The 14,440-nt window shown below is 43.6% G+C and carries 9 protein-coding genes; 8 read left to right on the top strand and 1 reads right to left on the bottom strand.

The window, feature by feature from the left end:
• Positions 1–93 precede the first annotated feature (93 nt).
• The 6 genes from ACT3QP_RS12320 to ACT3QP_RS12345 all read left to right on the top strand — a co-directional run bounded on the left by ACT3QP_RS12320 (position 94) and on the right by ACT3QP_RS12345 (position 7,584).
• Positions 94–369: a hypothetical protein gene (locus tag ACT3QP_RS12320; protein ID WP_444525705.1), complete on the top strand. Its 276-nt coding sequence runs from the start codon at positions 94–96 to the stop codon at positions 367–369.
• On the top strand, positions 356–883 hold the full coding sequence (locus ACT3QP_RS12325) for a hypothetical protein (RefSeq protein WP_444525706.1): 528 nt from the start codon (positions 356–358) through the stop codon (positions 881–883). The genes ACT3QP_RS12320 and ACT3QP_RS12325 overlap by 14 nt, the downstream gene beginning before the upstream one ends.
• Positions 876–1,457: a hypothetical protein gene (locus tag ACT3QP_RS12330; protein WP_444525707.1), complete on the top strand. Its 582-nt coding sequence runs from the start codon at positions 876–878 to the stop codon at positions 1,455–1,457. The genes ACT3QP_RS12325 and ACT3QP_RS12330 overlap by 8 nt, the downstream gene beginning before the upstream one ends.
• 109 nt (positions 1,458–1,566) lie before the next feature.
• Complete coding sequence (locus ACT3QP_RS12335) at positions 1,567–4,098, top strand: DUF927 domain-containing protein (protein ID WP_444525708.1); 2,532 nt, start codon at positions 1,567–1,569, stop codon at positions 4,096–4,098.
• Positions 4,099–5,913: 1,815 nt separating this feature from the next.
• Positions 5,914–6,594 carry a CDP-diacylglycerol--glycerol-3-phosphate 3-phosphatidyltransferase gene (pgsA, locus tag ACT3QP_RS12340; RefSeq protein WP_192520174.1) on the top strand — a complete coding sequence of 227 codons (681 nt, stop codon included), beginning with the start codon at positions 5,914–5,916 and terminating at the stop codon, positions 6,592–6,594.
• A 216-nt stretch (positions 6,595–6,810) separates the two neighbouring features.
• Positions 6,811–7,584, top strand: coding sequence for a hypothetical protein (locus ACT3QP_RS12345; RefSeq protein ID WP_442063029.1), 774 nt, complete (start codon positions 6,811–6,813; stop codon positions 7,582–7,584).
• 222 nt (positions 7,585–7,806) lie between these two features.
• On the opposite strand, the gene ACT3QP_RS12350 is transcribed toward ACT3QP_RS12345, so the two are convergent.
• Positions 7,807–8,301 (bottom strand): pyridoxamine 5'-phosphate oxidase family protein, encoded by a 495-nt coding sequence (locus ACT3QP_RS12350; protein WP_444525709.1) that lies wholly within the window; start codon positions 8,299–8,301, stop codon positions 7,807–7,809.
• Between the two features lie 472 nt (positions 8,302–8,773).
• Here ACT3QP_RS12350 and purL point away from each other — a divergent pair, with 472 nt between their 5' ends.
• Together purL and ACT3QP_RS12360 are read left to right on the top strand one after the other, a co-directional pair.
• Positions 8,774–12,793 (top strand): phosphoribosylformylglycinamidine synthase, encoded by a 4,020-nt coding sequence (purL, locus tag ACT3QP_RS12355; protein WP_444525710.1) that lies wholly within the window; start codon positions 8,774–8,776, stop codon positions 12,791–12,793.
• A gap of 447 nt (positions 12,794–13,240) precedes the next feature.
• Entirely contained in the window at positions 13,241–14,341 is a 1,101-nt protein-coding gene (locus ACT3QP_RS12360) for an AAA family ATPase (protein WP_444525711.1), read from the top strand.
• Positions 14,342–14,440 lie beyond the last annotated feature (99 nt).

Raw genomic sequence — 14,440 nt, forward strand, 5'->3', positions numbered from 1 at the left:
CAGCAGCACTACTGAGCAATAGCGAGCTGGCAGGTATTGTTAGCGACATGTTTTGTGAACACGCATTACCGTACCAAGCGGAGGCAACAGACCATGAGTGATAACGACTTTATAAACGAAGTTATGGACGGGCTAAAAAAAGAGGGTTACCTGATGATACCTGATGACTTTATAGACCAGTTAATCATTACCTTACACGCCAATGTAAACATCATTAACACCATGACCCAATTAGCAGAAATAGAAGTAAAAATGTTAGGCAGCTTGTTACCGACAGGCAGCCGACAAGTGGAGTCGCTCAAAGAGCTATCGAAAAACATAGCAGAAATCGCTTTCAACGTGGAGGACGTAAGAAATGAGCAACGATAACAGAACCAGTCTAAAACCCCACCACGGGGCGCACAATCGCAAACAGACGGGTAAACGTGGCTTACTGCTAAGATTTACTATCTTTATGGCATGGGTGGCAGGTATTGGCTTGCTACTGTCATTAATCGCTTGCCAGCCAGTCAATGCAAAACCGATTGCAACCGATGATAACAGCGGTTACTATATAGACCTCTCAAATTCTACAAGCGGACAAGCCAGCCGTGACTTTTTGGCTTTTTTTGTGCCTGATAATAGCGCAGCCTCTCAAGCTGTCACTATGCCATCAAGCACTACCCTAAGAGCGCATTTAAGCGCATCAAGGGGGCATTCCCTCATATCTATAGCAAGTCACTTGCTAACCGACTATGACGGGTTGACGCTGCAAAATAAAATAGCCGTAAGGCGAATATGCAGGGCGGTTTCTTGTAGAACCGAGAGTAAGACCCGTCACCCTATATCTTTACTGTATAGCGTGGCATTAACTCAAAAACTACAAGGAGGCTATCATGCCTAATTCAATCCGTACCACCTCAAACACTCAAACCACTACCAACACCACACCAGCCACATTCAAGGCAGGTGACAGCGTTCTATGCCCATCTGTAGGCAATGGTACTTACAAGCTATTCAACAAGTCAAAAGACTGCCTAACTATCAATATCGGCAATGTTGAGTGCTTATATCGCGCTGATGGCAGGGCATATCATGATGACTGCTATGTATTGCCCTCACTATTCCATGACACGCCAGCAAACCGCCAAGCAATAGCCACGCTATACAGTGGCAGTCAATCAAACCAGCGCACAGTAATAGACATAACCGAACCGAACGACAATGAAGTTATTGTTATGTCATCTTTTGAGTTATCAGATATTGCTTGTGATCTTGAAAGCGCAGCCGTTGTTATAAGTGACATTGGCAAACTATTAGCACTTATTCACTATGAAAAAATAGAAACTCATGTTGCTATATCAATGGCACGCTTAACGCATGACACCACGGAAACGTGGCACGAACTGCTACAAAGCCAGTTAGGTTCAATCAAGAAAACCCTAGCAATGACTCGTTACGGCAAGGAGGGTAAATAATGAAAACCTACCCTCCAAAACAGAGCCGTAAGCACGCCAAGCGCAAAAGCTACTACAAGAAGTACAGAGCCACGCGCCAGCCTAAACAGTCACAAGCAAGGGGGAACAGATGACCACCACACCAACAAACAGCCAAGAAAAAGCCCATGCGGACAACATGGGCGCTCATACTCTCTTACAGGGCTGCAAACCAGCTACAGACGAACAGCTGGCAGGCTGTCCTTTTTTAATCAAACTCAAGGACATGTTAGAGCCTGAACGACTGCTATTTTCTACAGACAACACTACTATATATTATGGTGAGAAAATTGGCAAAACCGAACCAACAGCCAACACCATAGGCTTAGCATTGACTGATAAACAAGGCGATACAGTAGGCGCGGTATTCTACACACCAAACAGCAAAGCAAAGCCCATTGTCATTGATCCTACAGGTTATGGCGCTATCGTCATTGGTGAGCCAAACAAAGCCCATGAGGTGATAGCCTTTAATGATTTAGATGATGGTATTGATGTTTACAGCTATCTAATGAGCAGTGATAAAACAATCATTGTCAGCCCTCATAAAACAAAGCAGTGCCTTAAAAAGATGGTGCAGCACTGGAGCAGCGGATCACAGGTTACCGTACCTATGACGCTTGATGATAAGGGCTTAATCAACCTATTGGCAGGTGTGAAAGCGCAAGCATTGGTTACGGTGGCTCATATTGTCACTATGATGCAGCATGACAGCTATGAAGCGATACTGGCAGACAGTGACACCCAGCTAATCAGCTTACAAGATAACGCTTATTATCCTGAATGGCGCGATGATCCACAGCTGAATGAACCGATGATTTATGCTGATGGACGTTTTGAGCTATACCATGATGGGCTGTTTTTTGTGAAGTATAACGATGATGACCCAGCAAACATTACTTTCAAGTTTAAGGCGTTTGTTTGTTCACCGATAGAGGTTATCGCTAAGACACGGGACACAGGCAGCACCACATGGGGGCGGTTATTGCAATGGCGTGATGATGACAACGTAACTCATAAGTGGGCAATGCCGTTAGCACTACTGCAAGGTGATGCGAAGGAATATCGTAGAGAGCTAGCCAGTCAAGGCTTGAACATTACCACCAACCCCAGACAGCGCAGCTACTTAGACGCTTATATTCAAAACTACCCCATTCATAAACGGGCGCGGTGTGTCGATAGACTAGGCTGGGACGGTGAGCAATATATCTTACCTGATGGCGCTATCGGTGGTGACAATGATAAGGAGCTTATTGTTTACCAATCTGCTAACAGCCTGAACAGCACCTTAGCCCAACAAGGAGATCTTACCCAGTGGCGTAACGAGCTATGCCAACCACTAGCAGAACAAAGCCGTTTTGTTTTCTCTATTGCTTGCGCTTTTGCAGGTCAATTACTCGAGCCGTTAGGCAGTGATAGCGGTGGTTTTCATTTTTTAGGTTCATCAAGCATGGGTAAGTCGTTATCGCTTAAAGTGGCTGCTAGTGTATGGGGCAACCCTGACAGGTACGTTAAGACATGGCGCAGCACTGATAACGCACTAGAGGGAACAGCAAGCGAGCACAACGACAGCTTTTTACCACTTGATGAAGTCAGTGAGGGCAATCCCACAATACTAGGCAATATTATTTATATGCTGGGTAATGGTCAAGGTAAAGGACGTAGCACCACCACGGGACATAATCGCACTGCCAAAACGTGGCGCATTATCTTTTTGTCGAATGGTGAAAAAACCATTCAGCAAGAAATGGCTCAAGCAGGGAAAAAGACCAATGCAGGGGTGGAGGTTCGCGTGGCGCATATAGATGCTGATGCTGGTAAAGGCTTAAAGACCTTTGATAGTTTGGTACTGGCAAAAACAAGCGAAGCACAAGCCGATAAGATCAACGAGTTATCACACGCTTACTATGGATCAGCTGGCATAGCATGGCTAGAACATATCACCAGTGACAAGACAGCGACCACCGCCACCGCTGGGCAGCTTGTCGGTGACTTTATGAGCCAGTACAGCGACCTGAAAGCACAGGCGCATAGAGTGGCTAAACGGTTCGCTATTGTGGCAGCAGCTGGTGAGATAGCAACACAGGCAGGTATAACAGGCTGGCAAGTAGGACAAGCAACCACAGCCGTTATGACATGCTTAGATAATTGGCTTGATAACTACGGGCGTGATGGTGAGCATGAGCAGCGCCAAATCATAGATCATATCAAGGCGTTTATTGAACAGCACGGATCAAGCCGTTTTCAACCTTGCTATAGAAACACGCGCTTAGACTTTGAGGAGAGAACCCCCAACCGTGTAGGCTATCGCAATATGGACACGGGGGACTATTACTTTTCTAAGGAAACTTTTAACAAAGTATGTGAGCCTTTTAGCAAAAGCAAAGTATTGCAAGTATTAGAGGAAGCTGACTTGTTACTACTTAATCAAGGTGACCGTAAAATCTACAAAGCGCCTGATACTTTATTTAGTGGCAAGCAACGCCCATCTGTTTACGCGGTTACTGCTAATATACTTTGTTGTGAACCTATGAAAAAGTGTGAACCTATGAAAAAGGACGGGACAAACGGGACGGACGGGACAGGCTATATGCAGCAAGGGATTGCGCTGTCCCATTGCTAAAAACCAAAACGGGACGAACGGGACAGGATTTTACATTTTAGCTTTTCTGTCCCGTCTGTCCCATTGCTAAAAACATAAACGGGACGGCTGTAAGCCATACCACGTAAGGGCTGTCCCGTCTGTCCCGTCTGTCCCATGCAAAAACATAAGGTACAGCAAAAATAATCAAAGGTAGGCGTTTATCGTCTTCCTTTTTTTATGCCTGGTGTTTATCGTGAGATCAGTTTGAGCACTGGCAGCATGTTAAGCTATGTTAAGGTTTCCCTAAGGTTTTCGGACACGTTAGGCGATCACTACAAAGCCCTTTTTATAGTGTAAAGATACCCTTAGGTTTCCCATAGGTTTTTGGACATCGTAGAACCTAACAAAACCTAACATTCAAAATCAATTTGCACCGCATTGCCTGTTAACATTTGTTAACGTTGGCAGCACTCACTACCCCAAGATAACCACAAGGTTAGAACCCCACAAAACCCAACATTTTACACAACCCAAAACCTGATAAAACCTGAACCCAAAATATGATAAAACCTTACATTGAAACGTTAGAAAACCACATATCGCAAACCTTATAAAACCTTACATTCAAAACCAAATCACACACCGCTATAAGCTGGAATAGATGCCCCTTGTGTTGGGGTTATCTAATTTTCGGAGTCCATAAAAGGGGCAATTTTCGGACATCGTAAGCAGGGTTAAAAATGAATTGTTGGACACGTTAGGGGGAGTTTATGGAACAGTACGCACACGCGCGAAGCAAGCACCTATTGAGCATGATTGTCATTGGCAGTAATGCAACAAGTACAGGGACTTTTTAGAGTCCATAAAAAGGGGTAGTTTTGCGACAAGTAACGAGGGAGGTTATTACACACGTTAGAGTTATGGGCACAGTACGCACACAGGTGCAGCTTATGCCAATGCTGGCTAGTTTTCGGACATCTTAGAGGGCAATCAAAATAATACTTTGAGTCCATAAAAAGGGGAGTTTCTGGACAGGTATCGAGGGGGGCTATAAATCGAGATTAAACAGGCAAACCACAGGACACCGCCACCATTCACACGCACAAAATAAAAACCGTTTCAAAAAGAGGTTAAAGCGACTTTTGCGACAAGTAACGTAGGCGCATGACTTATAGCCACTATGAGTAGGTTAATGCCATGTTAAAAAGTTAAAGTGACTTTATGCACAGGTATCGTAAGCGAGCACCGCGCTAGCATGTTGAGGAATGTTGAAACTCAAAACCCAGTCAAGTGAATGGCTGGCATGTTCATATTATTGGTGGTCAACTTATCAAAATTTTGAGCAAATGGTGGTCAAATTGGTGGTCAATTCAATATATTAAAATATCAAACCTATATAAATCAATGATTTACAGGCAAAAAAAGAGCCCACAGAGGAGGAACTGTGGGCTGAGGAAAACTGATCGTGTAGCAGTAGCTACTAGGCAGTAGTTGTGACTTGTTGTTATTATAGGTTTACCATTAGATGGTCTTTTTACTTGGTTCTATTTTTTTACCATTTTTCAGGTGAGTATATACTGTGAAAGTAAGATAATAATTTGTCTATCCAATAGGCGTATCTACCAAGCTTATAAAGCTAAGTGTACAACTGTTTTATGCTGTTATCATAACGTAATTGATAGGTATCTGGCTATTCTAGTTACATGACATTACGTTAAACTTTAATACAAAGGCTATATCATAGAGTGATTTCAATATTATTGGTACTGAGTAGCCAAAGAGATGGCATGACGACCTACTGGAAAAATGCTAAGCTATCAGCCATTATTTTGTCTATATTAAACTGGGTTTGCCATGACTGAAAATACGCATTTGCATACGCAGGAGCCATCAAGTACGCAAAATACCAAAAGTATTTTTAACTTGCCCAATAACCTGACTATCGCACGGATCTTGATGATTCCGCTATTTGTTGCCATCGCCTACTGGCCGCCGTCCATGGGGATTGGCATGCCAGCTATTTCAGACAATGCAATTGCGCGGGTAGGTATGAGTGAGTTTAGCGATAGCTTATTGCGCCATTTATTATTGACGGGCGTTTTTATTATCGCTGCAGTGACTGATTGGTTGGATGGATATTTTGCGCGCAAGCTCAATGTGATGTCAGCTTTTGGTCGGTTTTTAGACCCTGTCGCTGACAAATTGATGGTAGCGGTAGCGCTTATCATTCTAGTGCAGTGGCATCCCAATATTATAATGGCGATTGCTGCTATCGTGATTATCTCGCGCGAAATTGCAGTATCTGCGCTGCGTGAGTGGATGGCCGAGCTGGGTAAGAGCACCAGTGTGGCAGTGTCTTATGTCGGTAAGCTTAAGACTACCTTTCAAATGGTCGCAATTACGGTGCTATTGCTCAATTGGCAGTCACTTGAAACCATTGGTTATGTATTGATGGTTGCCGCTGTTATATTGACGTTATGGTCGATGATGATATACCTAAGAGCCGCTTGGCCATATCTCAAGCAAAGTGGTTAGCCCATATTGTTGATGGTAGGTTGATAAAGTTTGAACAAAAACGCTAGTCGCATTCGCTTCTAGCGTTTTTTATGCTTTGCTTGAAATACGGCTGATGTTGCCAATTTGTCTTAGACATTGTTTGTATGGTTGATATATACTAAAAATTAGTAAACAAAATACAAGAAATTTTCTAAATTAGTATAAAACGTTATCTAAATAAACAAGGAGATAAGCATGACCTCATATCAGGCACAGTCAGGTGCTGCTGTATTAGTACTGGCATTATTGACGGGGTGTTCTTCAAGCCCAAACGTGCAAGAGCTACCATCTCCAACCGTTCAGCCAGAAGAATCCGTCCAAATGGACTCTATGGCAGAGATCTCTACTCAGGACGCTGCAGAATCCGAACGTTTGGGGACAAAATGGGGTGATGATGTCAACTCTGAAGTGACTACTGTTGATCTGCGCCGTACGAGTAGTGAGCCGATCGAGCAGATGCAGGTTCGTTATGCAGACAAAGCTTATAATGGACGTGCAATCAATAGTATGTCGCTAATGGCTGGCAAGGTTGATTTTTCGATGGAGACGGACACTGATACTTTACCAATTTATCGAGATTCTGGTAATTACTATGTCCAAGGTCAAGCAGGTCAGGCCTACCGTTTGGTGTATCATAATAACAGCGCCAACACTTATGAAATCGTTGCTAGTGTCGATGGGATAAATGTCCTCGATGGCAGCGCTGCCAGTCGCTACGATAGCGGATATGTATTAGATCCTAATGATGATTTGGTCATTGAAGGTTTCCGTAAGAGTCAGAGTTCAGTTGCCTCGTTCATATTTAGCAAGCCAGAGAGTGCTTATGCTGCCAATACTAGCTCTGGCTCTATTAATAATACAGGTGTAATCGGTACGGCAATTTATGGACTTTATGATCCTGCTAAGCCAAAGCCAACACAGCCACAGGCTTATCCAGCTGACAATGGCTATGCAAAACCACCACAGTAATGCCTATCAATAGAAAATATAGTCAGCGAACGACTAAACCGCTACCGCGTTAAACTTCTTAGATGTACTACTTGTATAATCTGCAGTCGGCTGCCTTGTATCGATTTTAGCGTTCTTTGACTTTAGGATCCTTTGACTATAGATAAAACACACAAAAAAACGCCAGTCGCATAAGCCACTGGCGTTTTTTATTTTGCTACTTTACTTTTACATAATAGATTCTTATAGCGTCACTGAGTTGTTTTCACCCAAGTTGGTCGCTTTTTTGCCATCCATGACAGCAGCAGTTGTCATCTTAAACATATTGACAACTGAGCTTCCACTTAGCCAGTACTCTGCACCATGTGGGACGACTTTGATCAGCTGCACATTTGGATCTTCTTTGCCTTGTTCATAAAATGCATTATAAACAGGTGACCACAGTTCATCTAACTTCTCTTGGTCTTCGACCAATTCTGCTTTACCGTCAATTGAGACATAATTTTTTGAATCTTGGCTGACATAAGCTAAGTTTACTTGCGGATCTTTTTCGATATCTTTTACCGTTTCGGTTGTCTTGTCACCGATGAACCAAATTTCTTTTGCACCGATACTGGTTTCGCTGGTAGTCATTGGGCAGGCATGTAAGTGGCCTTCGTGAGTACGAGTGGTCATCATGGCAAATTTAATGTCTTTTACCAGTTCTTGTACTTTATCGATATGGTCTTGTCTACTCATAGTAACTTCCTTTTTGATAGTTATTTAAATTTATAGTCATTCGGGTTTATAGTTCTTTAGATTTATGGTTATTGAGCTTGTGTTAGCGGCTAAATTGCTATTGATTGGCTTATTTTTGATTAGAGTTGTTTTTTTAGTTTGTATGTTCAGCGCGTTAGCAACTGATATCTAGATTAACGATTATCGATAGGTCATTTATATAGGTTGCCAGTAAGAGGATGTCAGCGTTTGTAAGGATTATAAGGATTAGGTAAAAATTATAACGATATGCTCAAAACGTCTCTACGATGAAAATAGCGTATGGGAAAAGTAACAAATATTTTACTCACCCTCGATCTCTCATACCTATTTAATGCTTCGTATCGGCAATTTATCTCGGTTTAGGACTGCTTATTACAGGTCTTCTTGTTATAATATGCAGACCATTTACTTAGCATGGCAGAGATGCCTTGATCTTACGGATTATGCCTTTATGATGACCATCGCCGGACAACCGTTTCTTACCGATTTTCAGACGCAGCAACTCATCAGTCAGTTTCAGAAAAAAACCGAGCTTAATGTCAGCCAAATCAATACCCAGCAAGTGTATGTGTTATCACGAGAGCTAGAAGGTGATGAGCACAAAAAAGCATTAGATTTGCTCGCTGTTGATAGTGCTACTGTCCTTGCAGTGCCACAGGCCAATCAATTACAAGTCATCGTGGGTCCTCGTTTTGGTACGATTTCGCCATGGGCAAGTAAAGCGACTGATATCTTTAATAACTGTGAAATTGAGATTAACCGTGTTGAGCGTGTCGTTGTTTATACGCTAACAATCGATGGTGAAGTGGGCGCAACCGACAATAAGCTACCGACTGCTGCTGAGCAATTATTGTTTGACCGTATGACTCAGAGCTTGGTTTATGACTTGAGTGATTTGAGCAAATTGTTTGATGATGCGCAGCCAGCATCATTAAATCATGTCGATGTCATCGGGCAAGGTCAGTCCGCGCTAGAGTCTGCCAATACTGAGTTTGGTTTTGCGTTATCAAGTGAAGACATTGATTATTTGATGAATGCCTATGTCAATGAGCTAAAGCGTAACCCAACTGACGTTGAGCTGATGATGTTTGCACAGGCAAACTCAGAGCATTGCCGTCATAAGATTTTTAACGCCCAGTGGACAGTGGATGGTGACGTTCAGCCGAAGTCACTGTTTCAGATGATTAAGAATACTTATCAGTCGAATCCACAAGGTATCTTATCTGCTTATAAAGACAACGCTGCGGTGATGACTGGCTCTGATGGCATGCGTTTTTATCCTATTCCAACCGATGCAATGGATGCCAACTCAATTCATCCTTACGGTTTTCATCAAGAAAACATCGATATCTTAATGAAAGTCGAAACTCATAACCATCCAACCGCTATCGCCCCTTATGCAGGTGCAGCGACAGGTGCTGGTGGTGAGATTCGTGATGAAGGGGCGACTGGTCGTGGCGGTAAGCCAAAAGCAGGTCTGACAGGCTTTCACGTATCACATCTACATATTCCAGAGCTCGCTGAGAAATGGGAGCAGTCGGGTCAATTGAGTACTCAGGCTTATGGTACGCCAGACCGTATGGCAACCAGCCTTGAGATTATGACCGAAGCGCCACTTGGTTCAGCCAACTTCTCAAACGAGTTTGGCCGTCCTAACCTATGCGGTTATTTCCGTAGCTTTCAGCTGGATACGTCAGCGGCAAAAGACGGCAGCGAGATGCGCGGCTATCATAAGCCAATCATGCTGGCAGGTGGTTACGGCAATATCAAACGCAACCTCATTGAAAAAAATGCCATTCAACAAGGTGATTTATTAATCGTCCTTGGTGGCCCTGCGATGCAGATCGGTCTAGGCGGCGGTGCAGCGTCTTCTGTAGATAGTGGTTCACTTGATGAAGGTTTGGATTTTGCTTCTGTGCAGCGTGACAATGCTGAGATGGAGCGTCGTTGCCAAGAAGTGATGGATCGCTGCTGGGCACTGGCAGGACATAGTGTCGACGATAGTAATAATGGTAAAGACGGTAACCCAATCGTGTCATTGCATGATGTGGGCGCGGGCGGTATCTCTAATGCGATGCCAGAGCTGGTCAATGACCACGAGATGGGCGCGGTACTAAATCTACGTAAAGTTCCATCGTTAGAAGCTGGCATGTCACCAATGGCCATTTGGTCAAACGAGGCGCAAGAGCGTTATGTCCTCGCAATTCGTCCTGATAGCGAAGCCCAATTCGATGCGATCTGCGCGCGTGAGCGTTGCCCGTATGCCATCTTAGGATCAGCCACCGATGTACGTCAGCTAGTCGTTGACGATACATTGCTCAGCGATCAGCCTGTCGATATGCCGATGCAAGTATTGCTCGGTGGCACGCCAAAGATGAAGCGTAGCTTTGAGCGTCATGACAGCAGCTTGCCTGCATTAGATTTGGGTGAAGTCAGTTTAGCTGAGTCTATCAAAGACGTACTGCGTCACCCGACGGTCGCTAGCAAATCATTCTTGATTAGCATCGGTGACCGTTCTATCACTGGTATGGTCGTGCGTGATCAGTATGTGGGTCGCTATCAAGTGCCTGTATCGGATTGTGCAGTGACGGCGTCAGGCTTGATTGCGCTCGATGGTCAGGTGATGAGCGGTGAAGCGATGAGTATCGGTGAGCGTACGCCAGTTGCCCTAATCAGTCCACAAGCCTCAGCACGACTCGCCATTGGCGAAGCGATTACCAACATCGCTGGTGCGCGCATTGCTCAGTTATCTGATATCACCATGTCAGCGAACTGGATGGCAGCATGTGGTGATGACGCGGAAGACGCAGCATTGTTTGACGCTGTATATACCGTCGGCGAAGAGCTGTGCCCAGCACTCGGTATCGCGATTCCAGTCGGTAAAGACTCGCTATCGATGCGTGCCAATTGGACAGACAGCAGTGAAGCAGGCGAGACGGACAAATCAGTCGTGTCACCTATGAGCCTTGTGATTACAGCCTTTGCTCCTGTGGTTGATGTAGCAAAAACCCTAACCCCTGAGCTAATCAATGGCGACAGCGCGTTCTACCGTATTGACTTATCTAAAGGTAAGTTACGCCTAGGTGGTTCAATCCTAGCGCAGACGCTTAGCCAATTGGGTAACGACTGCCCAGACCTAGCGCAGCCAAGCGATTTGATTGATTTCTTTAATTTTGTACAGGCAGGTAACGAGCAAGGCGTCATCAGCGCGTATCACGATATCGGTGATGGTGGTCTACTAGCGACCATCGCTGAGATGCAGTTCACCAGCCGTCAAGGTATCAAGCTGTCACTGACTGATGACAACTTACTCGGTCAGCTGTTCAGTGAAGAGCTGGGCGCAGTCATCCAAGTATTGCCAGAAAACGTCGCTGCTTTAATGCAATTGGTAGAAGAGTTTAACGTTGCTGATATGTTGAGCCTTGTGGGTCAAAGCTCAGAAGAAGATAGCTTACTGATCCAAACGCCAACGCTAATGGGTAATGAAACCTTACGCTTTAGCCGTACTGAGTTGCAGCAAGCATGGACGCAGGTCAGCTATCAGATCGCAAGTCGCCGTGATAATCCAGCGTGCGTACAGCAAGAGTATGACTTAATCGCTGATGCGAGCCATAAAGGCCTAATCGCTGCGCCAAACTTTGATCTCAATCAAAAGGTGGAAGAGCCGTATGTAAACAGCCGTGCTGATTCTGATAACAGCAAACCAAGAGTCGCAATCCTCCGCGAGCAAGGCGTCAACGGTCAGACAGAGATGGCAGCAGGCTTTACACAAGCTGGCTTTGAAGCGGTCGACGTACACATGAGCGATCTACTCAGTGGCCGTATCAATCTACGTGACTTCGACGGTCTGGTCGCTTGTGGTGGCTTTAGTTATGGTGATGTACTCGGCGCAGGCTCTGGCTGGGCGAACTCTATCTTGTTCCATGACGAGCTACGCATGCAGTTTGTCCGATTCTTTGCCCGTCCTGATACCTTCTCATTAGGTGTCTGTAACGGTTGTCAGATGATGGCGCAGTTAAAAGACCTCATCCCAGGTGCAGAAAACTTCCCACGCTTCGTCGCGAACAAATCCGCTCGTTTTGAAGCGCGTACCGTCAACGTAAAAGTTGAGCGTACCAAGTCTATCCTGTTCAAAGGTATGCAAGACAGTATCTTGCCAATCGCTGTGGCGCATGGTGAAGGTTACGCCACGCTCGACAATACCGAAATCGACGGTATGGCAAAACACGGTCAGCTTGCGATGCGTTATGTCGATAGCCAAGGTCATCCAACTGAAACCTATCCGCTCAATCCAAACGGCTCGCTTGGCGGTGTCACAAGCCTATGTAGTACCGACGGTCGCGTCACGATCATGATGCCACATCCTGAGCGTAACCTAAAAGCGTATAACCACAGCTGGAAACCAGAAGAGTGGGATGAGGACGGCGCGTGGATGCGTATGTTCCGTAACGCTCGTGCTTGGTTGCGCTAGTCGCAAACCTAGATGCTTGATTAGCTTCGTCAAACTTGCTGAGCCTACGACATGTAGTGCTTGCGCATGTTTTCCTCGCTACTCAAACCTCTAGCAATTGCTTATAGTTTTAGATAGCTGTTTTTAAAATAAAAAGGTGGGCTTCGGCTCACCTTTTTTTGTGTTTGGGATTTGAGTGTTCTTAGAAGTAGGGGGGCTAATCTCGCCTTCCACTTGTATCTGCCAGTCTGGGCAAAACATTTACATAGTATTAGTTGTAGTGGTCTCTTAGTATATGATTCGCAATTTGTCTCTATCAAGATATAGCTGATTATTCGTGTTGTTAATACAGCTGTATAGGATTAGTATCTAGGACGATTTTTTTGGTAAAAAATAATATTAAAATAATTGATAAATTTACCACTATGCTTTAAAATGCTTTAAACATTAACTTAAAGGTGGTAAATAATGGATAGCAATGAAGTGTTTTTAACATTATCCGAGTTAGTGTTGCTAGGTGATAATGACAGTGCTTCTAAGTTTGCAAGACAAAATTTAATGAAGATTGCTAAAAATTATCCAAATCTGAATGATAGAGTTTTAGAGGTCCTTAAAAAAAGTAAGAGTGCGAAAGCAACAAAAAGTCTTAGATTTGCTAAAACTCCTTTACCAGTAGATCAAGATAGTAGACTTGAGTTAATCAAGACCTCGATTACTTCACAGGTTAATTCAGATACGAAATGGCCAGTGCAGGTCCAAAGGTTTCTAAATGAAGTTTTAGAAGAAAGGAAACTTGAAGATAAGCTTATAGCAGCTGGTTTAAACCCTATTACTTCATTACTGTTTGTAGGGCCACCTGGTGTGGGTAAAACAATGGCAGCTGCTTGGTTAGCATTAATGCTCAAAAAGCCTTTCTATGTTTTGGATTTGTCTGCTGTTATGAGTAGCTATTTAGGTAGAACAGGTAACAATATCCGAACAGTCTTAGATTTTGCAAAATCCCAATCAGCTGTTCTTTTGTTAGATGAGTTTGATGCAATAGCTAAAAGACGTGATGATAATAGCGAGATAGGTGAACTTAAAAGATTAGTGACAGTATTATTGCAAGAAATTGAGGACTGGCCAAATGATGGTTTATTAATAGCAGCTACTAATCATGAAGAGCTATTAGATCCAGCTGTTTGGCGAAGGTTTAATAAAACTGTAGTTTTCCCTAACCCTAACTATAGTGATATTCAGTCCTTTATGAGTGTTGCCTTAGATGGAAGCGTTAAAGATAACTCTATATTACCTCTAATAAGTATCTTCTTTATTGGAGAAACTTATGCAACTATTGATAAAGAAATTAAGTCTTTTAGGAAAAGAGCTATTCTCACAGAAGTACCTCTTGAACATTTATTGAAACAGTTCTTTGAAGAGTCAGTGAAGTCCATAGACAAAAATGACAAAGAAAAAATGAGGTTGTTAGCTAAAAACTTGCTATTAGCTAATGTAAGTCAGAGGCAAACAACTAGCATCACAGGGATTAGTAGACCTACTCTGAAAAAGATGCTCGAAGAATTGGTGTGAGTAATGGAAATATATTATTTGCATTTAATGTAATAGTATTATAAAAATAGAAGTTAAAATATAATCAATATTCTTTAGTAAAATTTCACTATTTATAAA

The organism is Psychrobacter sp. AOP7-B1-24, from assembly GCF_052376215.1.
Taxonomy (GTDB): domain Bacteria; phylum Pseudomonadota; class Gammaproteobacteria; order Pseudomonadales; family Moraxellaceae; genus Psychrobacter.

Coding starts and splice junctions, on each gene's coding strand:
- ACT3QP_RS12320 (WP_444525705.1), top strand. CDS start 94: ATGAGTGATAACGACTTTATAAACGAAGTTATGGACGGGCTAAAAAAA.
- ACT3QP_RS12325 (WP_444525706.1), top strand. CDS start 356: ATGAGCAACGATAACAGAACCAGTCTAAAACCCCACCACGGGGCGCAC.
- ACT3QP_RS12330 (WP_444525707.1), top strand. CDS start 876: ATGCCTAATTCAATCCGTACCACCTCAAACACTCAAACCACTACCAAC.
- ACT3QP_RS12335 (WP_444525708.1), top strand. CDS start 1,567: ATGACCACCACACCAACAAACAGCCAAGAAAAAGCCCATGCGGACAAC.
- pgsA (WP_192520174.1), top strand. CDS start 5,914: ATGACTGAAAATACGCATTTGCATACGCAGGAGCCATCAAGTACGCAA.
- ACT3QP_RS12345 (WP_442063029.1), top strand. CDS start 6,811: ATGACCTCATATCAGGCACAGTCAGGTGCTGCTGTATTAGTACTGGCA.
- ACT3QP_RS12350 (WP_444525709.1), bottom strand. CDS start 8,301: ATGAGTAGACAAGACCATATCGATAAAGTACAAGAACTGGTAAAAGAC.
- purL (WP_444525710.1), top strand. CDS start 8,774: ATGATGACCATCGCCGGACAACCGTTTCTTACCGATTTTCAGACGCAG.
- ACT3QP_RS12360 (WP_444525711.1), top strand. CDS start 13,241: ATGGATAGCAATGAAGTGTTTTTAACATTATCCGAGTTAGTGTTGCTA.